Source organism: Nocardioides panacihumi (assembly GCF_039530925.1).
In the GTDB taxonomy this organism is placed as follows: domain Bacteria; phylum Actinomycetota; class Actinomycetes; order Propionibacteriales; family Nocardioidaceae; genus Nocardioides; species Nocardioides panacihumi.
In genome coordinates this window covers 1,610,571-1,632,030 of sequence record NZ_BAAAPB010000001.1, presented here as the reverse complement: position 1 = coordinate 1,632,030, position 21,460 = coordinate 1,610,571, and the positions used below count along the sequence as shown (strand labels likewise).

At 71.9% G+C, this 21,460-nt stretch carries 22 protein-coding genes and 3 tRNA genes; 7 read left to right on the top strand and 18 right to left on the bottom strand.

The genetic code is table 11. The annotated features are described in order from the left end of the window. Window positions 1-27 precede the first annotated feature (27 nt). From rplA to ABD205_RS07605, 8 genes are all read right to left on the bottom strand, one after another. Complete coding sequence (gene rplA, locus ABD205_RS07640; RefSeq protein WP_344044043.1) at window positions 28-741, bottom strand: 50S ribosomal protein L1; 714 nt, start codon at window positions 739-741, stop codon at window positions 28-30. A gap of 59 nt (window positions 742-800) precedes the next feature. Then, window positions 801-1,229 (bottom strand): 50S ribosomal protein L11, encoded by a 429-nt coding sequence (gene rplK / locus ABD205_RS07635; protein ID WP_344044041.1) that lies wholly within the window; start codon window positions 1,227-1,229, stop codon window positions 801-803. Between the two features lie 137 nt (window positions 1,230-1,366). Beyond that, the gene (nusG, locus tag ABD205_RS07630) at window positions 1,367-2,149 is read right to left on the bottom strand and encodes a transcription termination/antitermination protein NusG (RefSeq protein ID WP_344044039.1); all 783 of its coding nucleotides are present in this window, start codon (window positions 2,147-2,149) and stop codon (window positions 1,367-1,369) included. Window positions 2,150-2,181: 32 nt separating this feature from the next. Further along, window positions 2,182-2,427, bottom strand: a complete 246-nt coding sequence (gene secE, locus ABD205_RS07625) for a preprotein translocase subunit SecE (protein ID WP_344044037.1) — start codon at window positions 2,425-2,427, stop codon at window positions 2,182-2,184. 24 nt (window positions 2,428-2,451) lie between these two features. Beyond that, window positions 2,452-2,524: transfer RNA gene (locus ABD205_RS07620), tRNA-Trp, on the bottom strand. Window positions 2,525-2,597: 73 nt separating this feature from the next. Beyond that, window positions 2,598-4,406, bottom strand: coding sequence for a hypothetical protein (locus tag ABD205_RS07615; RefSeq protein ID WP_344044035.1), 1,809 nt, complete (start codon window positions 4,404-4,406; stop codon window positions 2,598-2,600). Window positions 4,407-4,463: 57 nt separating this feature from the next. Continuing rightward, window positions 4,464-4,907 carry a hypothetical protein gene (locus ABD205_RS07610; RefSeq protein WP_344044033.1) on the bottom strand — a complete coding sequence of 148 codons (444 nt, stop codon included), beginning with the start codon at window positions 4,905-4,907 and terminating at the stop codon, window positions 4,464-4,466. Beyond that, window positions 4,904-5,278 (bottom strand): cupin domain-containing protein, encoded by a 375-nt coding sequence (locus ABD205_RS07605; RefSeq protein ID WP_344044031.1) that lies wholly within the window; start codon window positions 5,276-5,278, stop codon window positions 4,904-4,906. The genes ABD205_RS07610 and ABD205_RS07605 overlap by 4 nt, the downstream gene beginning before the upstream one ends. A gap of 149 nt (window positions 5,279-5,427) precedes the next feature. Here ABD205_RS07605 and ABD205_RS07600 point away from each other — a divergent pair, with 149 nt between their 5' ends. The 4 genes from ABD205_RS07600 to rlmC are packed head-to-tail and all read left to right on the top strand — an operon-like array spanning window position 5,428 to window position 9,452. Then, on the top strand, window positions 5,428-6,636 hold the full coding sequence (locus tag ABD205_RS07600) for a pyridoxal phosphate-dependent aminotransferase (protein ID WP_344044030.1): 1,209 nt from the start codon (window positions 5,428-5,430) through the stop codon (window positions 6,634-6,636). Then, entirely contained in the window at window positions 6,633-7,664 is a 1,032-nt protein-coding gene (locus ABD205_RS07595) for an adenosine deaminase (protein WP_344044028.1), read from the top strand. The genes ABD205_RS07600 and ABD205_RS07595 overlap by 4 nt, the downstream gene beginning before the upstream one ends. Before the next feature lie 29 nt (window positions 7,665-7,693). Beyond that, window positions 7,694-8,329 (top strand): DUF4190 domain-containing protein, encoded by a 636-nt coding sequence (locus ABD205_RS07590; RefSeq protein ID WP_344044026.1) that lies wholly within the window; start codon window positions 7,694-7,696, stop codon window positions 8,327-8,329. A 7-nt stretch (window positions 8,330-8,336) separates the two neighbouring features. Next, window positions 8,337-9,452 (top strand): 23S rRNA (uracil(747)-C(5))-methyltransferase RlmC, encoded by a 1,116-nt coding sequence (gene rlmC, locus ABD205_RS07585; RefSeq protein ID WP_344044024.1) that lies wholly within the window; start codon window positions 8,337-8,339, stop codon window positions 9,450-9,452. Between the two features lie 137 nt (window positions 9,453-9,589). Here rlmC and ABD205_RS07580 read toward each other — a convergent pair whose 3' ends face one another. The 8 genes from ABD205_RS07580 to ABD205_RS07545 all read right to left on the bottom strand — a co-directional run bounded on the left by ABD205_RS07580 (window position 9,590) and on the right by ABD205_RS07545 (window position 14,723). Next, window positions 9,590-10,636: a UDP-N-acetylmuramate dehydrogenase gene (locus tag ABD205_RS07580; RefSeq protein WP_344044022.1), complete on the bottom strand. Its 1,047-nt coding sequence runs from the start codon at window positions 10,634-10,636 to the stop codon at window positions 9,590-9,592. Further along, a complete protein-coding gene (locus ABD205_RS07575; RefSeq protein ID WP_344044020.1) occupies window positions 10,629-11,021 on the bottom strand; it encodes a MaoC/PaaZ C-terminal domain-containing protein in 393 nt (130 codons plus the stop codon). The genes ABD205_RS07580 and ABD205_RS07575 overlap by 8 nt, the downstream gene beginning before the upstream one ends. Beyond that, on the bottom strand, window positions 11,018-11,407 hold the full coding sequence (locus ABD205_RS07570) for an FAS1-like dehydratase domain-containing protein (protein WP_344044018.1): 390 nt from the start codon (window positions 11,405-11,407) through the stop codon (window positions 11,018-11,020). The genes ABD205_RS07575 and ABD205_RS07570 overlap by 4 nt, the downstream gene beginning before the upstream one ends. A gap of 133 nt (window positions 11,408-11,540) precedes the next feature. Further along, the gene (rpmG, locus tag ABD205_RS07565) at window positions 11,541-11,711 is read right to left on the bottom strand and encodes a 50S ribosomal protein L33 (protein WP_091124146.1); all 171 of its coding nucleotides are present in this window, start codon (window positions 11,709-11,711) and stop codon (window positions 11,541-11,543) included. 38 nt (window positions 11,712-11,749) lie between these two features. Then, window positions 11,750-11,826, bottom strand: a tRNA-Met gene (locus ABD205_RS07560). Between the two features lie 28 nt (window positions 11,827-11,854). Continuing rightward, window positions 11,855-11,927, bottom strand: a tRNA-Thr gene (locus ABD205_RS07555). A 48-nt stretch (window positions 11,928-11,975) separates the two neighbouring features. After that, complete coding sequence (locus tag ABD205_RS07550; RefSeq protein WP_344044014.1) at window positions 11,976-13,379, bottom strand: amidase; 1,404 nt, start codon at window positions 13,377-13,379, stop codon at window positions 11,976-11,978. 147 nt (window positions 13,380-13,526) lie between these two features. Further along, complete coding sequence (locus tag ABD205_RS07545) at window positions 13,527-14,723, bottom strand: ROK family transcriptional regulator (RefSeq protein WP_344044012.1); 1,197 nt, start codon at window positions 14,721-14,723, stop codon at window positions 13,527-13,529. A gap of 84 nt (window positions 14,724-14,807) precedes the next feature. On the opposite strand from ABD205_RS07545, the gene zwf reads away from it, so the two are divergent. Genes zwf through eda form a run of 3 tightly spaced genes read left to right on the top strand, consistent with a single transcriptional unit; the run spans window position 14,808 to window position 18,842 of the window. Beyond that, window positions 14,808-16,331, top strand: coding sequence for a glucose-6-phosphate dehydrogenase (gene zwf, locus ABD205_RS07540; protein WP_344044010.1), 1,524 nt, complete (start codon window positions 14,808-14,810; stop codon window positions 16,329-16,331). Beyond that, window positions 16,328-18,220 (top strand): phosphogluconate dehydratase, encoded by a 1,893-nt coding sequence (gene edd, locus ABD205_RS07535; RefSeq protein WP_344044008.1) that lies wholly within the window; start codon window positions 16,328-16,330, stop codon window positions 18,218-18,220. The genes zwf and edd overlap by 4 nt, the downstream gene beginning before the upstream one ends. Further along, on the top strand, window positions 18,207-18,842 hold the full coding sequence (gene eda, locus ABD205_RS07530; protein ID WP_344044006.1) for a bifunctional 4-hydroxy-2-oxoglutarate aldolase/2-dehydro-3-deoxy-phosphogluconate aldolase: 636 nt from the start codon (window positions 18,207-18,209) through the stop codon (window positions 18,840-18,842). Before edd ends, eda begins: the two co-directional genes overlap by 14 nt. Window positions 18,843-18,928: 86 nt before the next feature. Here the strand turns inward: eda and ABD205_RS07525 are convergent, their stop codons facing one another. Beyond that, complete coding sequence (locus ABD205_RS07525; protein ID WP_344044004.1) at window positions 18,929-20,047, bottom strand: pyridoxal-phosphate-dependent aminotransferase family protein; 1,119 nt, start codon at window positions 20,045-20,047, stop codon at window positions 18,929-18,931. Beyond that, window positions 20,044-21,453: an FAD-binding oxidoreductase gene (locus tag ABD205_RS07520; protein ID WP_344044002.1), complete on the bottom strand. Its 1,410-nt coding sequence runs from the start codon at window positions 21,451-21,453 to the stop codon at window positions 20,044-20,046. Before ABD205_RS07520 ends, ABD205_RS07525 begins: the two co-directional genes overlap by 4 nt. Between the last annotated feature and the right edge of the window lie 7 nt (window positions 21,454-21,460).

The window sequence follows — 21,460 nt, the reverse complement described above, 5'->3', positions numbered from 1 at the left end:
GTCAGACGCGAGGATGCGCCGACTCGGTCAGGCCTCGTCCTCGCCCGCGACGTTGCGGGTGCGGTTCGGGTCGACCTGGACGCCGGGGCCCATCGTCGTGGAGACGGTGACCTTCCTGACGTAGCGGCCCTTGGAGCTGGCCGGCTTGAGACGGAGGACCTCCTCGAGCGCCGCGGCGTAGTTCTCCGCGAGCTGGACCTCGGAGAAGGAGGCCTTGCCGATGATGAAGTGGAGGTTCGCGTGACGGTCCACGCGGAACTCGATCTTGCCGCCCTTGATGTCGGTCACGGCCTTGGCCACGTCCGGCGTCACGGTCCCGGTCTTCGGGTTCGGCATGAGCGAGCGCGGGCCGAGGACACGGCCGAGACGACCGACCTTGCCCATCATGTCCGGGGTCGCCACGACGGCGTCGAAGTCGAGCCAGCCGCCGGCGACCTTGTCGATGAGCTCGTCGCCACCGACGAAGTCGGCGCCGGCCTCACGGGCGGCCTCGGCCTTGTCCGCGTTCGCGAACACGAGGACGCGGGCAGTCTTGCCGGTGCCGTGCGGGAGGTTGACGGTGCCGCGGACCATCTGGTCGGCCTTGCGCGGGTCGACACCCAGTCGCATGACGACGTCGACGGTCTCGTCGAACTTCTTCTTGGAGCTGTCCTTCGCGATCTTGATCGCGGCCAGCGGGGCGTAGAGCTCGTTCTTGTCGAACGACTCGGCCGCCGCGCGGTAGGTCTTGCTGCGCTGCATGATGTTCCTTCTTTGCTTGAGGAGATGTGGTCAGCGAGCCAGCGCGGCTCTCCCACGTTTCAGTCGGTGGTGACGCCCATCGAGCGGGCGGTGCCCTCGACGATCTTCATCGCGGCCTCGATGTCGTTGGCATTGAGGTCGGGAAGCTTGGTGGTCGCGATCTCGCGCACCTGGTCCTTGGTCAGCTTGCCGACCTTGTCCTTGTGCGGGACCGACGAGCCCTTGGCCAGGCCGGCGGCCTTCTTGATGAGCTCCGCGGCCGGCGGGGTCTTGGTGATGAAGGTGAAGGACCGGTCCTCGTAGATGGTGATCTCGACCGGGATGACGTTGCCGCGCATGGACTCGGTCTGGGCGTTGTACGCCTTGCAGAAGTCCATGATGTTGACGCCGTGCGGGCCCAGAGCGGTACCGACCGGCGGGGCCGGGGTCGCAGCACCGGCCTGGAGCTGGACCTTGACCAGCGCGGCGATCTTCTTCTTCGGAGGCATTGCTCTATCTCTTTCTTCTCGTGGTCATGACGAGGGCCCGACGGGCCTCTGCCACTTCGCTGGGTGCGCTCCGTGCGATCGGAGCAACCAGCAGAGGATCAGTGTCACCGCTGGGGCGACACGGGTCCAAATCTGGGTCAGACCTTCTGGATCTGGCTGAAGCTGAGCTCGACCGGGGTCTCGCGGCCGAAGATCTCGACGAGCGCCTTGACGCGCTGCGACTCGGCGTTGAGCTCGGTGATCGTGGCGTGCAACGTCGCGAACGGGCCGTCGACGACCATGACCGAGTCGCCCTCGCTGAAGTCGGCGACCTCGATGGGCTTCTTGGCCGGCGTCGTGGGCGAGCCCGCCTTCTGCGTGCCCGCAGCGGCGGCCTCGGCCTCAGCGGCGGCGACGACGGCGGGCGCCAGCATGTTCTCGACCTCGGCCATCGACAGCGGCACCGGCTGGTGCTGGTGACCGACGAAGCCGGTGACGCTCGGGGTGTGACGCACGGCCGACCACGACTCGTCGGTCAGGTCCATGCGGACGAGGACGTAGCCGGGCAGGACGGTGCGCTTGACGAGCTTGCGCTGGCCGTTCTTGATCTCGGCGACCTCTTCGGTCGGAACGACGATCTCGTGGATGTAGTCCTCCATGTTGAGCGCGACCTTGCGCTGCTCCAGGTTGGACTTCACCCGGTTCTCCATGCCGGAGTAGGTGTGCACGACGTACCAGTCGCCGGGCTTGGCCCACAGGTCGCGACGGAACGCCTCGAGGGGGTCGTTCTCGTCGGGCTCGTCGGCACTCTCCTCGGAGGACTCGGACGCCTCGTCCTCTGCGAGCGCCTCGTCGGCGCTCTCAGGGGTCGCCTCGTCGGCCGGGGTCTCCTCGACCTCGACGACGTCGACGGCGTCCGCCTCGAACTCCTGCTCAGACACGCTTCGCTCCAAACTCAGATGTGATCAGGGCGTCAGCCCCGGCCGCCGAAGATCACGAAGAACAGCTTGCCCAGCCCCAGATCCAGGAGCGTGACGATGGCCATCATGACCAGCACGAACGCGAGGACGACGATGAAATAGGTGGTCAGCTGCTGCTGCGTCGGCCAGACGACCTTCCGCAGCTCGGCGACCACCTGCCGGTAGAACAGGAAGGGGCCTGTGCGCTTCTCGGACCGGTCCCGCTTCTTCGGGGCCGGAGCCGTGGTGCTCTCGGACATGCCTCTCCTCGCTATTCCGTCCTGCAGGGCACGAGGGACTTGAACCCCCAACCTTCGGTTTTGGAGACCGATGCTCTGCCAGTTGAGCTAGTGCCCTCCGATGAAGTCCCGCTCGTCGCGCCCGGTTGGAGGCGCGCAACAGCATGTGGGAAATCCACCAGTCCCGGAGTCTACGGGTCGTCCCCGCCGGACACCAATCCGAGGTCCCACGTCGGCTGCTCGCCGGGCGAGGGCAGGTAGCAGCACTCGCTGCCGGTGTGGACGGATGCCTCGAGGTGGGCGCCGAGCACGGGGTCAACCGTCGTGAGCCGGTCGATCGCCGTGCTGATCGCCTTGGTCGCGGCGACCCGCGCGCGCTCCTGCGTGGATCCGCCGGCCCTGACACGGCCCGACAACCCGGTGCTCGACGACAGCTCTCGCAGCAGCGCGTCGCGCTCGGCCCGGAGCGCCTCGGTCCGGCCCAGGTCGGCCCAGGCCTCGGCCTCCTCGAGGTCGGCGTCGATCTCGGCGAGCCGGTGGCGGTACGCCGCCAGGGCCCGTCGGTCGAGCGCCTCCCCCGCCGGCGGCTGGAGGACCGTCGCATGGCCGTCGGTCACCAGGTCGAGAGCGGCGATCGGCGTGCCGGGCTGCGCGAGGAGCCGGCGCAGGTAGACCAGGCCGCGCAGGGAGCGAAGGGGGTGACCGGGACCCGCACCGACCAGCCACACGCCGCCCGGCGTCGGGTGCAGCCGGACCGCGGCACGACCGACCGGCGCCCAGTCCCGGAGACGGTCGTGCCACCAGGTCGCGCCGAGCCGGATGTAGGTGCGCAACGCCTGGGCACGCAGCCGCTCGGCCCGGTCGTGCTCGCCGAGGACGGCGGCGGCGCGGGCGAGGGTGTCGTCGGTCAGGCCGTGGAACATCACCGCCCCCGCGTTGAACACGGCCCGCCCGGCGTACGGCGTGAGCAGGCGGGCGGCCTCCTCGACGACGTCCTCGCTGCCAGTGGAGAGCGCCGTCTCCAGCACGCACTGCACCGTCAGCAACCAGTTGACGTCCTTCGGGAGGCGATCGAGGACGCCACCGCGGAAGGTCTGCAGCACGCCGGTCGCCCGGTCGGGACGGCCGGCACCGGTCCACAGCCAGGCGGCCTCCGCGGCGACCTCGATCACGCCTTCGGCGACCGCGAACGCCTCGGCCGCCGCCGCGGACTCGGCACAGGTGCCGGGGTCGCCGACGATGAGGGCGGAGTATCCCCGCATGGCCGCGATCACCATCCAGCCGTCGGGCAGGTCGGCCTCCGCCTCCGCCTCCCCGGCCGCGGCGAGCAGGTCCGCGACCGTGTCGGTGCGCCCGCGGAGCAGGTCGTACATCAGCCGACGGGTCAGGGCGTAGAAGCGGGCCCGTGCCGACTCCTCGCCGAGCCGGTCGAGGGCATGCAGATGGCGGTGGATCGCCTGCACGTCGAGCGCGTCGCAGGCCACCTGGAGCCCCCACAGGTGCGCTTGCAGGCGCACCGCCGGCTCGAGCACGTGGGCGGCGACGTCGTCGAGCCGGGCACCGAGCCGCGTACGCAGGGCGAGGTCGTCCGGGCCCCAGTGACAGGCGAGCGTGGCGTCGAGGGCGTCGGCGAGGACCGCGGGATCGTCGCACCGCTCCGCGCGCTCCAGCGCCTCCGCGGCGAAGGGCGCCCCGCGGCGGGCGTGCCCGCAGTAGGCCCAGCTACGTGCCAGCGCCGCCCCGAGGCGGGCGCGGTCGGCGTCGTCGGTGGTGCGGGCGAGGACGTCGTGCAGCTGGGCGGCCAACCTGCCGGGCTCGACACCGAAGACCAGCACCGAGGCGGCGCCGAGCACCGCTCGCGTCCACGGGCCGAGGTCGCCCGCCGCGCGACACCGATCGATCGCCTCGTCGTAGAGACGGGCGGCATCGTCTCCTCGACCGGCCGCGCGCTCGGCGTCGGCGCGGTCGAGGAGATCGGCCACGGATGTCGCGGTGCTCATCTCGCGGGCCAGCGTAGGACGCTTTGCCGTCCGCGGGGCGTGGTCGCGGCGGTGCCGCTAGGCGCGGAGAAGGGGCACCTCGTCCGCATGCCTGGCCTGGACGGCCTCGTCCCAGTCGCCGGTGCAGTAGACGGCGACCTCGGTGATCCGGCCGTCGACGACGTCGGCGCGGATCTGCTCGCGGCAGTACCACGCCTGGCCGTCCTCCCAGCGCTCCTCGAAGGCGATGACGAAGCCGCCGTCGGTGTGGTCGACCCGCTCCACCCGGACCCGTCCGGGGAAGGGGTGGGACTCCCGACGGATCCTGAACAGGTCCTCGCGCGTGTCCGCCTGTAGACGCCAGTGCGGCAGGGAGAGGTCCACGAAGCAGTCGGGGGCGAAGACGTCCTCGGGCGCCGCCCCGGTCTCGAGCCAGACGATCAGCCCCGCCACGGCGGCGCTGACATCGGCGGTCCTGACATCGGCGGTCCTGACGTCGGCGGCCCTGACGTCGGCGGTCATGACGCGGCCGCCTTCAGGTTCCGCTCGACCGCCTCCATCGTGCGGGCGAGCTCCTCCGTCGGGCTGAACTCGACGACGCTCGTCCCCGCGGTGACCAGCGGAAGGTGTCCCGGCGGTGCGTAGTAGGCGTCGCCCGCGACGTACGTCTCCATCCGGTCGGGCCAGCGGAAGGTGATCCGGCCGGCGGTGACGTAGCCCCAGTGGGGGCACTGGCACCGGTCGTCGGGGAGCCCGGCGAAGTACGGCGCGGGGTCCACGTCCCGCTTGTACGTCTCGAACGCGACGGTGTGCTCGCCGACCTCGGCGTAGCGGCCCTCGATCTCGTCGAGATCGACGGCCACCGGCGTCGACGGCTTGCTGGCACTGGGCATGGTGTCCTCCTGGTGAGTCGGAGATGGATGCTCGGACGACCTGGCGGCGTGACGTCCGGCGTCACGGTCGTGACGCCCCTCGTCACACGGGCTGCGTCACCGTGAAATGGCCGCTGGGGCCCCCGGATCCGGCCGATAGAGTGAGGCCCATGACTTCCTCGCCTCGTGACCGTCGTGTGTCCCAGCGGATCGGCGCCATCGCCGAGTCGGCGACGCTGAAGGTCGATGCGAAGGCGAAGGCGCTCAAGGCGGAGGGTCGCCCGGTGATCGGCTTCGGCGCCGGCGAGCCCGACTTCCCGACGCCGGGCTACATCGTCGACGCGGCCGTCGACGCGGCCCGTGACCCCAAGAACCACCGCTACACGCCGGCCGGTGGCCTGCCGGAGCTCAAGGCCGCGATCGTGGCCAAGACGAAGCGCGACTCCGGTCTCGAGATCACGCCGGCGCAGGTGCTGGTGACCAACGGCGGCAAGCAGGCCGTCTACCAGTCGTTCGCCGCGATGCTCGACCCGGGCGACGAGGTGCTCCTGCCGGCGCCGTACTGGACGACGTACCCGGAGTGCATCCAGCTCGCGGGCGGTGCCGCCGTCGAGGTCTTCGCCGACGAGACGCAGGGCTACAAGGTCACCGTCGACCAGCTCGAGGCGGCTCGCACCGAGCGCACCAAGGTGCTGCTCTTCGTCTCCCCGTCGAACCCGACCGGCGCCGTCTACACCGCCGACGAGATCCGCGCGATCGGCGCGTGGGTCGCCGAGCACGGCCTGTGGGTGGTGACCGACGAGATCTACGAGCACCTCCTGTACGACGGCGTGGAGACCGGCTCCATCGCGACGCTGTGCCCCGAGATCGCCGACTACACCATCGTCCTCAACGGTGTTGCGAAGACCTACGCGATGACCGGCTGGCGGGTCGGCTGGATGATCGGCCCGACCGACCTCGTCAAGGCGGCCACCAACCTGCAGTCCCACGCGACGTCCAACGTCGCCAACGTCTCGCAGCGGGCGGCGGTCGCGGCGCTCCAGGGCGACCTGTCCGCGGTCGACGAGATGCGCACCGCCTTCGACCGGCGCCGCAGGACGATCGTGGCCATGCTCAACGAGATCGACGGCGTGCTGTGCCCGACGCCGGAGGGCGCGTTCTACGCCTTCCCGTCCGTCAAGGGCCTGCTGGGCCGCGAGCATGGCGGCCGGGTCATCGACACCTCCGCCGACCTGGCGGAGTACATCCTCGACAAGGCCGAGGTCGCCGTCGTGCCCGGTGAGGCCTTCGGCGCTCCTGGCTACCTGAGACTGTCCTACGCGCTCGGCGACGACGACCTGGTCGAGGGGATCACCCGGCTGCAAAAGCTCTTTTCGTGACCCGCGACCTCCGGGCTCTTCCGAAGGCGCACCTGCACCTTCACTTCACGGGATCGATGCGGCACTCGACGCTGCTCGAGCTCGCCGAGCGCGACGGCATCCGGCTGCCCGACCAGCTCGTGAGCGAGTGGCCGCCGCAGCTGAGCGCCGCCGACGAGAAGGGCTGGTTCCGCTTCCAGCGGCTCTACGACGTCGCCCGATCGGTGCTGCGGACCGAGGACGACGTACGACGCCTGATCCGTGAGGCCGCCGAGGACGACGTGGCCGACGGCGGGCGCTGGCTCGAGATCCAGGTCGACCCGTCCGGCTACGCGGCGCGCTTCGACGGGATCACGGCGTTCACCGACCTGGTGCTCGACGCGGTCGCCGCCGCGTCGCGCGACACCGGCCTGGGGATGGCCGTGGTCGTCGCCGCGAACAGGACCCGGCACCCCCTCGACGCCCGCACGCTGGCCCGCCTCGCAGCGCAGTACGCCGGTCGCGGAGTGGTCGGCTTCGGACTCTCCAACGACGAGCGGCGCGGAACGACGTCCGACTTCGGGCCGGCGTTCGCGATCGCCGAGCGGGCGGGCCTGATGCTGCTGCCCCACGGCGGGGAGCTGCGCGGGCCCGACCACATCGCCGCCGTGATCGACTCGCTGCACCCCAGGCGGCTCGGGCACGGCGTACGGGCCAGCGAGGACCCCGCCGTCCTCGACAGGATCGTCTCGGCCGACATCGCCCTGGAGGTCTGCCCGACGTCGAACGTCTCGCTCGGCGTCTACAACTCGCTGGCCGAGGTGCCCGTTCCCTCGCTCGTGGCTGCGGGCGCCACGGTCGCGCTCGGCGCGGACGACCCGCTGCTCTTCGGCTCCCGCCTGCTCGGCCAGTACGCCGCGATGCGCGCCGCCCACGACCTCACCGACGACCAGCTCGCCGAGCTCGCGCGCATGTCGGTGCGTGCGTCGGCGGCGCCGGACCCGGTCAAGCAGGACCTGGTCGGGCAGATCGACGCCTGGCTGGCCGCGCCTGTGCAGAGTCGGACCTGAAGAAGCCGCATCTGAGGAAGGATGGGCGCATGACCGACGACAACCCCTACGGCCAGCAGCCGGAGCAGGGCGACAACGCGTCCGGACAGCAGCCGGAGGGCGAGGGTCCTCACGGCCAGCCGCCGAGCCCGTACGGGGCGCCGCCGACCCAGCCGTACGCGCAGCCGTACGGCCAGGGCACTCCCCCGCCGCCGTACGGTCAGCCCTACGGCCAGCAGCCCGGCCAGCCGTACACCCAGCCCTACACCCAGCCGTACGGTCAGCAGGGCTACCCGCCGCAGGGCTACCCCGGTTACCCCGGCTACTCCGGCTACTCCGGCTACCCGGGGTATCCCGGCTACCCCGGGCGGCGGGAGGACGGCGGGGCCCAGGCGGCGATGATCGTCGGCATCGTCGCGCTCGGGCTCGGCCTCATGGCCTGCGGCATCGGCTTCCTCGGGTCGCCGGTGGCGTGGTACCTCGGCCACCAGGCGAAGCGGCGCATCGACGCGTCCAACGGGCAGCTCGGCGGTCGCGGCAACGCCCAGGCCGGTTACGTCCTGGGCATCGTCGGCACCGTCCTGCTGATCCTCGGCATCCTGGCCGTCATCGCGTTCATCATCATCGTCGGGACGTCGGTCGACTGGAACAGCTACGACTCCGGGACCCCCGGCACCTCCGCCTGACCTTCCCGTGGACTGCTCCTACTACGACGCGCACGTCTGCCGGTCCTGCCGCTGGATCGAGATCCCGTACGGCGACCAGCTGGCCGCCAAGCAGGCGCGCGTCGCGTCGGCCCTGCCCGCGATGGTGTGGCTGGAGCCGGTCGCCAGCCCCGAGGAGGGCTTCCGCAACAAGGCGAAGATGGTCGTCGCCGGCACCGTCGACGAGCCGACGCTGGGCATCCTCGACCCGCGCGGACGTGGCGTCGACCTCCGTGGGTGCGGGCTCCACGACCCGCGCCTGCGTGCGGCGCTGCCGGTGCTGGCCGACCTCGTCCGGGTGGCCCGGCTGACGCCGTACTCCGTCCCCGAGCGGCGCGGCGAGCTCAAGCACCTCATCGTCACGGTGGCCCCGAGCGGCGATCTGATGGTGCGGTTCGTGCTGCGCTCGACCGAAGCGGTGCCGCGGCTGCGCAAGCACCTGCCCGTGCTGCTCGCATCGCTCCCCGCGGCCGTCGTCTCGGTGAACCTGCAGCCCGCGCACAAGGCGGTCCTCGAGGGCCCCGACGAGCTGATGCTGCACGGTGACACGCTCACGATGCGGGTCAACGACCTCGACCTTCACCTGCGGCCGCAGTCGTTCTTCCAGACCAACACGGCGGTCGCGGCCAGGCTCTACCGGGAGGCGGCCCAGCTCGTCTCGGCGGCGGACCCGTCATCGGTGTGGGACCTCTACTGCGGCGTCGGCGGCTTCGGGCTGCACGTCGCCGCTCCGGCCGCGCAGGACGGTCGCTCCGTCGTCGGCGTCGAGTCGAGCGAGCAGGCGATCGAGTCGGCCAGGCTGAGCGCCGCCGATCTCGGGGTCGCGGCGAGGTTCCTGGCCGGCGACGCGACGGCGTACGCGCTCGCCTCGGACGACGCCCCCGAGCTCGTCGTCGTCAACCCGCCCCGCCGCGGCATCGGCCCCGACCTCGCCGGCTGGCTCGAGGCCTCACCGGTGCGTCACGTCGTCTACTCCTCGTGCAACGCCGACACCTTGGCGCGCGACCTGGCCGCCATGCCGTCGCTGCGGCCGGTGTCGGCCCGGCTGCTGGACATGTTCCCCCACACCGACCACCACGAGGTCCTGGTGCTGCTGTCGCGGTGATGCGGCGCCGGGGCGGAGTACCCGGTTAACCGGGGACTCCGGAACTTCCGGGGTGGCATGACACCCGAGAAGTTCCGGAGTTCCCTGGGTAGCGTCCGGAGTACCCGGTTAACCGGGTACTCCGTCCGACCCGCCGATCAGAGCTCGACGCCGACCAGGACCGGCTCGTTCTCCAGCCGGATCCCGAACCTCGACTCGACGCCGTCGCGGATCTCCCGAGCCAGCACGAGCAGGTCCTTCGTCGTCGCATCGCCGCGGTTCGTGAGCGCGAGGGTGTGCTTCGTCGACAGGGTCGCCGGCCCGTGACCGGGGTGCCCCTTGCCGAAGCCGGCGCGCTCGATGAGCCAGGCGGCGGAGGTCTTCACGCGGCCGTCGGCCTGGGCGTACGCCGGTGCGCCGTCAGGCACAGCGGCGGGGTCGATCACCGGGTTGGTGAAGAACGAGCCGGCGCTCCAGGTGTCGTGGTCGGCCGGGTCGAGGACCATCCCCTTGCCGCGGCGCAGCCCGAGCACGGCCGCCCGGACGTCCGCGACGGGTGCGCGCTCCCCGATCTCGACGCCGAGGGCGCGGGCCAGCTCGGCGTAGGCGACGGGCTCCGACAGCGTCCCGACGCGCAGCTGGAAGGTCACCTCGACGACGACGTGCCGGCCGGGGTCGGACTTGAACCGCGACGTGCGGTAGCCGAACCGGCAGTCGGCGTTCGCGAAGGTCCGGTAGCCCTTCAGCACGCGGTCCCACACCCGCACCTGGGCGATCGTCTGCGAGACGTCCTGGCCGTAGGCGCCGACGTTCTGGATCGGCGTGGCGCCGACGCGACCCGGGATGCCGGCCAGGGCCTCGATGCCCGCCCAGCCTCGCTCCGCCGCGGTCGCGACCAGGTCGTCCCAGCTCTCCCCCGCCGCGACGGTGACGAGCGTGCCGCCACAGGCGGGGCCGGCGTCGTCCAGGTCGGAGCGGACGCCGGTGGTGGCGACCTCGACCACCACACCGGGGAAGCCCTCGTCGGCGATCACGAGGTTGCTGCCGCCGCCGAGCACGAGGACCTCCTCGCCCGCCTCGTCGGCGGTCGTCACGGCCCCGGTCAGCTCCTCGGGCGTCCGCGCGACGACGTACGACGCTGCGGGACCGCCGAGCCGGAGCGTCGTGTGGTCCCCCAAGAGCTCGGGCGCAGCGAGGTCAGGCACGTACGACCACCCTCGGGTTGCCCAGCACCTTCTGTCCGTCGCAGGTGACCTCGAGGGCGAGGGTGACGAGCCCGTCCTCCACCGACTTCACCGTCCCGCCGACCGTGACGGAGGTGCCCTCGTCACTGTCGGGCACGACGACCATGTTGGTGAACTTGCCGCCGAGCTCGACGACCGGCGCACCGTCGGTCCAGGTCGCGACCGCACGGCTGGCGATGGCCATCGTGAACATGCCGTGGGCGATGACGCCGGGCAGACCGACGCTCGTGGCGGTCCGGTCGGACCAGTGGATCGGGTTGAAGTCGCCCGACGCGCCGGCGTAGCGGACGAGGTCGGCCCGCGTCACCGCATAGGTCTGCGGCTCGAGGACGTCGCCGGGCGTCATGCCTCGGCCCCACGGTGGACGAGCGTCGCGGTGGCGGTGCAGACGAGCGCGCCGGAGGCGTCCGTGAACGTGGTGCTGGTGCCGATGATGTCGTTGCCGCCGATCTGTCGCAGGCTCGCGACGGTGAGCGTCGAGACGAGCTCGTCACCGGCGGCGACCGGGCGCTCGTAGGCGAAGCGCTGGTCCCCGTGGATGATCCGCGAGAGGTCGAGATCGAGCTCGTCGAGGAACGCGTTCATCGAGGCGCCGGCGAGCACGATCGGGAAGGTCGGCGGGACGCCGTCGTGCTCCCAGCCGATCGCGGTCGCGAACTCGCGAACCTTCTCGGTCGACACCAGGTAGGGGCCGACGGGCGCGAACTGCCGGCCGACGATCGAGCTGTCCACGCCCACCACCCTAGCGAGTCGGGGGTGTCGCACCCCGAGCCCGGGTGCGGCGCCGGTCCCGCGCTGACGCACAAGAGCCCTGCGTGGAATCCACGCAGGGCTCTGGTGAGAGGCGCCGAATCGGCGCTCGGGGTCAGCGGGTCTCGCGGTGCGGCTGGTGCTTGCGGCAACGCGGGCAGAACTTGGCCAGCTCGATCCGGTCGGGATCGTTGCGGCGGTTCTTCTTGGTGATGTAGTTGCGCTCCTTGCACTCGGTGCACGCCAGAGTGATCTTGGGGCGAACGTCGCTGCTCTTGGAGGCCATGAGAAGTCCTTTGTCGGTGTTGCTCGATGCGGTGATGTTGGTAGCGGGGGCGGGGATCGAACCCGCGACCTCACGATTATGAGTCGTGCGCTCTAACCGCCTGAGCTACCCCGCCACGTCGGCAAAGCAGCGCTTTGCCTCAGAGCCCCCTTACGGAATCGAACCGTAGACCTACTCCTTACCATGGAGTCGCTCTGCCGACTGAGCTAAGGGGGCAACGAGCGAGAACATTACAGAGGGTGCGCCGAGATCGCGAAATCGGGGTCAACCCCGCCTCTTCGGAGCCGCCAGGGACCCGAATCCGACCGCTTCCTCGAGCTCGTAGGCGAGCCCGAGCAACAGCCCCTCGCGCCCCAGCCCCGCGCCCAGCATCATGCCGTGGGGCAGCCCACCGGCCGTGGCCGCGACCGGCAGCGACACGGCCGGGTCGCCGCTGACGTTCTGCCATGGCGTGAAGGCCACCCAGTCGCGCAGCCGGGTCATGATCGTGTCGTAGTCCTGCGTCGGGTCGAGGTGCCCGATGAGCGGCGTCTCGTGGGCGAGCGTCGGCGTGAGGATGACGTCGTACGTCGCGTGGAAGTCCGTCGACATGGGCATCGCGCGTCGCAACCGGCGCAGCACCCCGGGCACCCGGTGCAGCCGCCGACCGGTGTGGGAGGCGAGGCCGCGGGTGAGGTTGTCGAGCTTGGCGGTGTCCCAGCTGCGGCCCGCGACGAAGCGGCCCGTGCGCGCGATCATCAGCGCGAGGAAGCCCCAGTAGAGGACGAAGTCGTCGGCGAACGCCGGCGAGATCGGGGCATCGACCTCCTCGACGGTGTGCCCGAGCGACTCGAGGAGGCCGGCGGTGCGACGGGTGAGTGCGTCGACCTCCGGCGAGGCGACCCGCCCGGCGGCCTGGGTGAAGAACGCGATCCGCAGCCGGTCCTCGGACGGCCCGGTGACGTCGCCGATCGGCATCAGGCCGGGCGCTCGGTGCCGTCGTTCCGCCTCGCGGAAGAACGCCGCGGTGTCGCGCACGGAACGGGTCAGCACGCCGTCGACGACGATCCGGAGCGGCATCTGGCGGTTCATCGGATCCAACGGGAGGCGACCCCGGGAGGGCTTGAGGCCGACCAGGCCGTTCACCGCAGCAGGGATCCGGATGGAGCCGCCGCCGTCGTTGCCGTGCGCGAGCGGGACGGCCCCGGCGGCGACCAGCGCGCCGGCGCCCGACGAGGACGCACCGGCCGTGCGGGTGGTGTCCCACGGGTTGCGGACCGGTCCGAGCCGGGGGTGCTCGGCCACCGCCGAGAAGCCGAACTCCGACAGCTGCGTCTTGCCCAGCGCCACGACGCCCATCGACTTGAGCAGCCGGGCGATGTCGCCGTCCTGCTCGGCCGGCCGGCCGACGTACGCATCGGTGCCCTGCTGGGTCGGCAGCCCCGCGACGTCGACGTTGTCCTTGATCAGCGTCGGGACGCCGTGGAAGAAGCCGGGTGCTCCCGTCGTACGCCGAGCGCGGTCGTAGTCACGGACGGCCATCGCGCCGAGGTCGCCGTCGACCTTGTCGATGCGCGCGATGGCGGCCTCGACCAGCTCGTCGGCACTGACCTCCCGCGCCGCCAGGCGTCGGGCGAGCCCGACCGCGTCGTCACGTCCCAGGGCGTCGTCGGCGAAGGCATCGACCATGAGAGGTCACGGTAGCGGCCGGGACGGCCGTCGTCGGGGTAACCGTCTGTTCAGTACGCCTCCTGACCGTTGCAAGGGTCAGGAGGCGTACTGAACAGACGGTTACCCCATCGAAAGGACGGTTACCCCAACGCGGGGCCAGCGTGCCTAGACGCCGGCGTCGGCCAGGTCGGCGAGCCGTACGTCGACGGAGGTCGGCGCGAGGACGTGGTCGATGGCGAGCGCCGCGCAGCCGACCAGCCCGGCGGAGTCGCCCTGCGCCGACGGCAGGAACTGCAGGTCCCTCGTCGCCAGCGCGGTCGAGCGGGAGTAGACCGACTCACGGACGCCGGCGGCGTACACCTCGAACGCCTGACCCATGTCGCCGCCGATGACGACCGCCTCCGGGTTGAGCAGGTTGATCGCGACGGCCAGCACCTCCCCGAGCCGGCGGCCGGAGTCGCGCAGCAGCTTGCGGGCGACCGCGTCGCCACCGAGCGCGAAACCCACCAGGTCGCGGATGTGACCGGCCTCGCGACCGGAGTCGTTGAAGGTGTTCACCAGGGCCCAGCCGCCGGCGATCGTCTCCAGGCATCCGCTGCTGCCGCAGCGGCACGGCAGGTCGCCGGCCTCGGTGCGCGTGTGCCCGATCTCGCCGGCCGCGCCGAGGTGACCGGCCAGCACCCGGCCCTCCGCCACGACGCCGAGCCCGAGGCCGGTGGAGGCCTTGACCACGAGGATGTCGCGGTAGGGGCTGCCGCCGAACAGCTCCGCGCGCGCCAGCACGTCGGCGTCGTTGGCCAGGAAGACGGGGGCCTCGGTGACCTCGCGGAAGTACGGCGCCAGCTCGACGCCGTCCCATCCGCCCATGACCGGCGAGTCCACGCTCACCAGCCGCACCGGGTCGACGACGCCGGGCAGGCTCACCCCGACGCCCAGGACCGGCGCCGGCCGCAGTCCGTCGAGCATGGTGCGCAGCCGCTCGACCATCTGCGGCATCAGCGTCGGCGCCCCCGCACCGACCTCGTGGTCGCGCGTGTCGCCGGCCAGCTCGCGGCCCTCGAGGTCGAACACGGCGAGCTGGCTGCGCGAGCGGCCGATCGCCACGGCGAGGACGACGCCGGCGTCGGCGTTGAAGAGGAGCGTGCCGGGCGGTCGTCCGCCGGTGGACGGTGAGTCGTCGCCGTACACGACCAGGCCGGCGTCGGCGAGCGCTGAGACGCGGGCCGTGACGGCGGTGCGCGAGAGCCCGGTCAGCCGCTGCAGGTCGCTGCGGGTGACGGCGCGGCCGGTGCGGATGAGCTCGAGAAGGTCGCCCGCGGAGGGCAGGCCGGAGCCGTAGGGAACGACGAGCGTCTCGGACATGGGCAGGATCCTAGGGGGTACTTTTGTCTGAGAAAAACGCAAGTCCTGCTTGTAACGATCAAAAAATCCTGTCACCGTGGAGGCATGTCCCCCGCTTCCGCCACCGGCGTGGCCACTTCCGGCATCCCTGTGATGCCCGAGCGCTGCGACTTCACCGTCTTCGGCGGCACCGGCGACCTCGCGCTCCGCAAGCTGCTCCCTGCCCTCTACCAGTCCGACGCCGAGGGCCACCTGCCCGCCGACACCCGGATCATCGGCGTCTCCCGCTCCGAGCTCGACGACGACGCCTACCGGGCCGTCGTGCACGACGCGCTCGTCGAGCACGTGGGCGACGTCGACGACGAGATCGCCGAGCGCCTGCTCGGCCGGGTGAGCCACGTGCGCCTCGACGTCGAGGAGCCCGACGACTGGCACGCCCTCCACGGTCTGCTGAAGGACCGCCCCGAGGTCGAGGCCACCGTCCGCGTCTACTACCTCGCCGTCGCCCCGTCCCTGTTCGGCCCGATCTGCCGCCGCCTCGACGAGGGCGGCATGACGGCCGCGCCGGCGCGCGTCGTGCTCGAGAAGCCGATCGGCCACGACCTGGCCTCCGCACGGGTGATCAACGCCGTCGTCGGAGAGGTCTTCGACGAGTCGCAGATCTTCCGGATCGACCACTACCTCGGCAAGGAGAGCGTGCAGAACCTGCTGGTCACGCGGTTCGCGAACACGCTCCTCGAGCCGCTGTGGAACAGCCACTGGATCGACCACGTCCAGATCACGGTCGCCGAGACGCTCGGCGTCGGCGAGCGCGCGGACTACTACGACCGGGCCGGCGCCCTGCGCGACATGGTCCAGAACCACCTGCTCCAGCTCCTCTGCCTCGTCGCGATGGAGCCGCCGATCGAGGTCGGCCGCGAGGACGTCCGGGACGAGAAGCTCAAGGTCCTGCAGGCCCTCAAGCCGATGACGGCGCCCGACATCGACCGCGACACCGTGCGCGGCCGGTACGCCGCCGGACTGATCGACGGCCGGCCCGTCTCGTCGTACGACGAGGAGCTCGGCCTCCCCGTCGGCTCGCTCGAGGCGCTGACCGAGACGTTCGTCGCCCTCAAGGTCGAGGTGCAGAACTGGCGCTGGGCCGGTGTCCCGTTCTACCTGCGCACCGGCAAGCGCATGGACCGGCGCTCCTCGGAGATCGTCATCTTCTTCAAGGAGCCCCCGCACGACGTCTTCCCCCACCGCAGCGGCGTGCGCGCACCCAACCGGCTGCACATCCAGGTCCAGCCCGACGAGGGCATGCGCCTGCACCTGACCGCGAAGGAGCCCGGCCCGGGCGGCTACCGGCTCAAGCCGGTCTCGCTCGACCTCAACTTCGCCTCGGCGTTCACCCAGCGCTCCCCTGACGCCTACGAGCGGCTGCTCATGGACGTCGTCAAGGGCAACCCCACGCTGTTCATGCGCCGCGACGAGGTCGAGGCGGCCTGGGCGTGGTGCGACCCGATCATCGAGCACTGGGCCGAGACCGCGCTGCCGCCGAAGCGGTACGCCGCCGGCTCAGCCGGCCCGACCCCGGCCATCACCCTCATCGAGCGGGACGGCCGCTCCTGGCAGGAGGACTCCCTGTGACCACGTCTGTGAACGACACTGTCGCCTCGGTGACCGCCCGTATCGCCTCCCGCAGCGCGTCGACCCGCGCGGCGTACCTCTCCCGGGTGCGCGCCGCCGCCGAGCAGGGCCCGGCCCGTGGTCGGCTCGCCTGCGCGAACCTCGCCCACGGCTTCGCGGCCGCCGATCCCGACGACAAGCGCGAGCTGCAGGTCGTCGGTCCCGCCGCGAAGCCGAACGTCGCCATCGTGACGAGCTACAACGACATGCTCTCCGCGCACGCGCCGTACGCCGACTACCCGCCGGTCCTCAAGAAGGCCGTGCTCCGCGCCGGCGGCATCGCGCAGGTCGCCGGCGGCGTGCCGGCCATGTGCGACGGCATCACGCAGGGTCGCGACGGCATGCAGCTGTCGCTGTTCAGCCGCGACGTCATCGCCATGTCGGCGGCCATCGCGCTGTCCCACGACATGTTCGACAGCGCCCTGATGCTCGGCGTCTGCGACAAGATCGTGCCCGGGCTCCTGATCGGCTCGCTCTCCTTCGGCCACCTGCCGACCGTCTTCGTGCCGGCGGGCCCGATGGCCTCGGGTCTGCCGAACGGCGAGAAGGCCCGCGTGCGCCAGCTGTACGCCGAGGGCAAGGTCGGCCGTGAGGAGCTGCTCGCGGCCGAGGCGGCGTCGTACCACTCCGTGGGCACCTGCACCTTCTACGGCACCGCGAACTCCAACCAGCTCCTCATGGAGGTGCTCGGCCTGCACCTGCCGGGCGCGTCGTTCACGCCGCCGACCGGCGAGCTGCGCGAGGCCCTGACCCGTGCCGCCGCTGCCCGCGTCACCGAGCTGGCCGGCACCGACGCCGGGATCGGCGAGATCGTCGACGAGCGTGCGATCGTCAACGCCTGCGTCGCCCTGCTCGCCAGCGGCGGCTCGACCAACCACACGCTGCACCTCGTCGCGATCGCCCGGGCGGCGGGCATCCAGCTCACCTGGGACGACCTCGCGGAGCTGTCGGCGGTGGTCCCGCTGCTGGCCCGGGTCTACCCCAACGGCCAGGCGGACGTGAACCACTTCCACGCCGCCGGTGGGATCGCCTACCTGATCCGCACGCTCCTGGCCGCCGGGCTGCTGCACGAGGACGTCCGGACGATCGTCGGCCCCGGCCTCTCGCGCTACACGCAGGAGCCGCGGCTGTCGGCGACCGGGCTGGGCTCGACGCCCGACGCGCCCGGCATCGAGTGGGTCGAGGGTCCGACCGAGCCCGGCGACCTGGACGTGCTGCGTCCGGCCACCGAGCCGTTCTCCGCCGACGGCGGCCTGCGGGTGCTGCACGGTCCGCTCGGGACCTCCGTCATCAAGACCTCGGCGGTCAAGCCCGAGAACCAGGTCGTCACCGCGCCGGCGATGGTCTTCGACGACCAGGCGCACTTCCTCGAGGCCTTCGCCGACGGACGCTTCGACCACGATCTCGTCGCCGTGATCCGCTACCAGGGGCCGGCCGCCAACGGCATGCCGGAGCTGCACAAGCTGACGCCGGCGCTGGGCGTCCTGCAGGACCGGGGCCACCGCGTCGCGATCGTCACGGACGGCCGCATGTCGGGCGCCTCGGGCAAGGTCCCCGCCGCCATCCACGTGACGCCCGAGGCCGCGCTCGGCGGACCGCTCGCACGCGTGCGCGACGGTGACGTGATCACGGTCGACGCGGTCGCGGGCACGCTCACCATCGACGTCGACCCGGTCGCCTTCGACGCCCGCGAGGCCACCGGCCGCGCACCGATCGGCGAGGAGTGGGCCGGCACCGGCCGCGAGCTCTTCGCCGCGTTCCGCGCCAGCGTCGGCTCGGCCGACACCGGGGCCTCCGTCTTCGCCCCCATCACCCCTTCCTTCGAGGAGCGCCCCGTTGTCCACGTCTGACGTTGCCCGCACCGACCTGCTCGGCCTCGCTCCGGTCGTCCCCGTCGTCGTCGTCGAGTCGGTCGACCAGGCCGTCCCGGTCGCCCGGGCGCTCGTCGCCGGCGGCCTGCCGGTCATCGAGCTCACGCTGCGCACTCCCGTCGCGCTCGACGCGATCCGCGCGATCGCGTCCGAGGTGCCGGAGATCGCGGTCGGAGCCGGCACCGTCACCACGCCCGACCTGGCCAAGGCGGCCCACGACGCGGGCGCGTCCTTCCTGGTCTCCCCCGGCGCCACCCCGCGGCTGATGGACGCGATGCTCGACACCGGGCTGCCGTTCCTCCCGGGCACGGCCACCGTGTCGGAGGTCCTCGCGGTGCTCGAGTACGGCGTCACGCAGATGAAGTTCTTCCCGGCGGAGGCGTCCGGCGGGACGGCGTACCTCTCCTCGCTGCCGACCGTCGTGCCCACCGCGCGGTTCTGCCCGACCGGCGGCATCCGGCCGGCGACGGCCGCGGACTACCTGGCGCTGCCCAACGTCGGCTGCGTCGGCGGCACCTGGATCACGCCGAAGGCCGCCCTCGACTCCGGCGACTGGGACACCGTCACCCGGCTCGCGTCCGAGGCCGCAGCACTCCGCTGAGCCGAGCCCCCGTCCGTCAGGGGTAACTCAGTGTTCGCTGAGGTGGGCGGCCGTTCCAACGGCCCTCCACCTCGGCGAACACTGAGTTACCCCGACGTCGGACGCCCCAGCACGTCGCCGAGTGCGTGGAGCACGAGCGCGACGGCGTCGGGGCTCGCGTTCGGCCCCATCAGGCCGATCCGCCACACCGACGCGGCGAACTCGCCCACGCCGGCGCCGATCTCGATGTCGTAGCGCTCCAGCAGGGTCCGGCGTACGTCGGCTGAGTCGACGCCGTCCGGCACCCTCACCGTCGTGAGCTCCGGCAACCGGTGGCCCGCGTCGGCGAACAGCTCCAGCCCCATCGCCTCGAGGCCGTCCTGCAGCGCCTGCCCGGCGGCGGCATGGCGCGCCCAGACGTTGTCGAGGCCCTCCTCCAGGATCCGGCCGAGCGCTGCGTGCAAGGAGCTGACCATCGCGACCGGGGCGGTGTGGTGGTAGGTCCTGGCACGCGGACCGGGGCCGGCGTCGCCGACGTACCCGCCGAGCAGCCCCAGGTCGAGGTACCACGACCGCGGCCGCTCGACCCGCCGGCCGAAGGCCCGCTCACTGATCGTGAACGGCGCGAGGCCGGGCGCGACGCCCAGGCACTTCTGCGTCCCGGCGTACCCGATGTCGATGCCCCACTCGTCGGCCAGGAGCTCGATGCCGGCGATCGAGGTGACGGCGTCGACGAGCAGCAGGGCGTCGCCTGCGTCGCGTACGGCGGCCCCGAGCGCCGCGATGTCCGACCGCGCCCCCGTCGAGGTCTCGGCGTGCACCGCGGCGACGATGGCGGGCGCAGGGTGCGCGGCGACCACCCGCTCGGGGTCGACCGGGGAGCCCCAGCGGTGCTGGACAGCGACGACCTCGGCCCCGCACCGGGAGGCGACCTCGCACATGCGCTGCCCGAACAGCCCGTTCACCGCGACCACGACCACGTCCCCGGGGTGGACGGTGTTGACGAACGCGGCCTCCATGCCCGCAGACCCGGTGGCCGAGAGCGGCAGCGTCCGGTTCTGCGCCGTCCCCCACACCGCGCGCAGCCACTCGCAGGTCTCGTCCATGATCGCGAGGAAGGCGGGGTCGAGGTGGCCGAGCAGGGGCCGGGCGAGCCCCTCGGTCGCCTCGGGATAGGCGTTGGTCGGGCCTGGGCCGAACAGGTGTCGGCTGACGATCGAGGTCATCGTTCCCCCTTCTTCGCGGAGAGCCTCGGAGGGAGCACGGCGCCGGGGTTGAGGATGCCGTGCGGGTCGAACGCGTCCTTGATGCGCCAGGTCAGCGCGAGTACGTCGTCGCCGAGCTGGTCGGGCAGGGCGAACCGCTTGGCGCGACCGACGCCGTGCTCACCCGTGATCGTGCCGCCCAGCGCGATCGCCGCGGCCATGACCTCGGCGAAGGCCTGGCGCGCCCGCGTGACGGCACCGTCATCGGCGCCGTCGTACACGATGATCGGGTGGGTGTTCCCGTCGCCGGCGTGGGCGACCACGGCGATCTCGACGTCTCGACGCTCGGCGATGCGACCTACCTCCTGCACGAGCTCGGGCAGCCGGGGCAGGGGCACCCCCACGTCCTCGAAGAGCACGCTCCCGCGCGCCTCGAGCGCGTGCAGGGCGTTGCGGCGTGCGGAGACGAACATCGCCGACTCGTCCGGGTCGGTCGTCGCGTAGACGTCCTCGCCACCGGCCGCCGTGCACGCGGCGGAGATGAGGTCCACCTCGGCCTGCGCGTCCCCGGATGCGTCCGACTGAGCCACCAGCAGTGCGCCCGCCGAGCGGTCCAGGCCGTGCGAGCGCCAGTCCTCGACGGCGTTGATCGTCGTGTTGTCCATGAGCTCCAGCATCGACGCCCGGACCGCGCCCCGGATTGCGACGACGGCCTCGGCGGCGGCCGCCATGCTGGGGAAGGTGCTGACCAGCGTCGCCTGTGGCGTCTGCAGCGGGATGAGCCGCAGGATCGCGCGCGTGATGATGCCGAGCGTCCCTTCGCTGCCCACGAAGAGCTTGAGCAGCGACAACCCGGCGACGTCCTTGATCTGCTTCCCACCCAGGGTGACCAGCGACCCGTCGGCGAGGACCACGTCCATGCCCAGGACGTAGTCGCTCGTGACGCCGTACTTCACGCAGCACAGGCCGCCCGCGTTGGTCGCCAGGTTGCCGCCGATCGAGCAGATCTCGTACGACGACGGGTCCGGCGGGTACCACAGGCCGTGCTCGGCCGCCGCACGCTTGACGTCGGCGTTGAGCGCTCCGGGTTCGACGACCGCGACCTGGCACTGCGGGTCGATGGCGACGGCGCGCATCCGGTCCAGGGAGATGGTGATCCCGCCGTCGACGGCCGACGAGCCACCCGAGAGCCCGGTGCCGGCGCCGCGGGCGACGACCGGGACGAGGTGGTCGGCGGCCCACCTTACGGCGGTCTGCACCTGTGCCGCCGTCTCGGGGCGCACGACCGCGATCGGCGTGCCCGCGGAGCCGTCGCGGGCGAAGTCCTCGCGGTACTTCTCCATGGCGCTCGCCTCGGTGACGACCATGCCGGGCGGCAGGGCCGCGACCAGCGCCTCGACCGTGACGGGAGGTGCTTGCGCAGTCACGCCGGGC

Bases quoted from the DNA above. Each gene is read 5' to 3' on its own strand.
- ABD205_RS07600 (WP_344044030.1), top strand. From the start codon at position 5,428: ATGACTTCCTCGCCTCGTGACCGTCGTGTGTCCCAGCGGATCGGCGCC.
- zwf (WP_344044010.1), top strand. From the start codon at position 14,808: ATGTCCCCCGCTTCCGCCACCGGCGTGGCCACTTCCGGCATCCCTGTG.
- ABD205_RS07590 (WP_344044026.1), top strand. From the start codon at position 7,694: ATGACCGACGACAACCCCTACGGCCAGCAGCCGGAGCAGGGCGACAAC.
- ABD205_RS07545 (WP_344044012.1), bottom strand. From the start codon at position 14,723: ATGTCCGAGACGCTCGTCGTTCCCTACGGCTCCGGCCTGCCCTCCGCG.
- rplA (WP_344044043.1), bottom strand. From the start codon at position 741: ATGCAGCGCAGCAAGACCTACCGCGCGGCGGCCGAGTCGTTCGACAAG.
- rplK (WP_344044041.1), bottom strand. From the start codon at position 1,229: ATGCCTCCGAAGAAGAAGATCGCCGCGCTGGTCAAGGTCCAGCTCCAG.
- ABD205_RS07605 (WP_344044031.1), bottom strand. From the start codon at position 5,278: ATGCCCAGTGCCAGCAAGCCGTCGACGCCGGTGGCCGTCGATCTCGAC.
- secE (WP_344044037.1), bottom strand. From the start codon at position 2,427: ATGTCCGAGAGCACCACGGCTCCGGCCCCGAAGAAGCGGGACCGGTCC.
- rpmG (WP_091124146.1), bottom strand. From the start codon at position 11,711: ATGGCCTCCAAGAGCAGCGACGTTCGCCCCAAGATCACTCTGGCGTGC.
- ABD205_RS07615 (WP_344044035.1), bottom strand. From the start codon at position 4,406: ATGAGCACCGCGACATCCGTGGCCGATCTCCTCGACCGCGCCGACGCC.
- ABD205_RS07550 (WP_344044014.1), bottom strand. From the start codon at position 13,379: ATGGTCGATGCCTTCGCCGACGACGCCCTGGGACGTGACGACGCGGTC.
- ABD205_RS07525 (WP_344044004.1), bottom strand. From the start codon at position 20,047: ATGACCTCGATCGTCAGCCGACACCTGTTCGGCCCAGGCCCGACCAAC.
- ABD205_RS07610 (WP_344044033.1), bottom strand. From the start codon at position 4,907: ATGACCGCCGACGTCAGGGCCGCCGACGTCAGGACCGCCGATGTCAGG.
- ABD205_RS07575 (WP_344044020.1), bottom strand. From the start codon at position 11,021: ATGACGCCCGGCGACGTCCTCGAGCCGCAGACCTATGCGGTGACGCGG.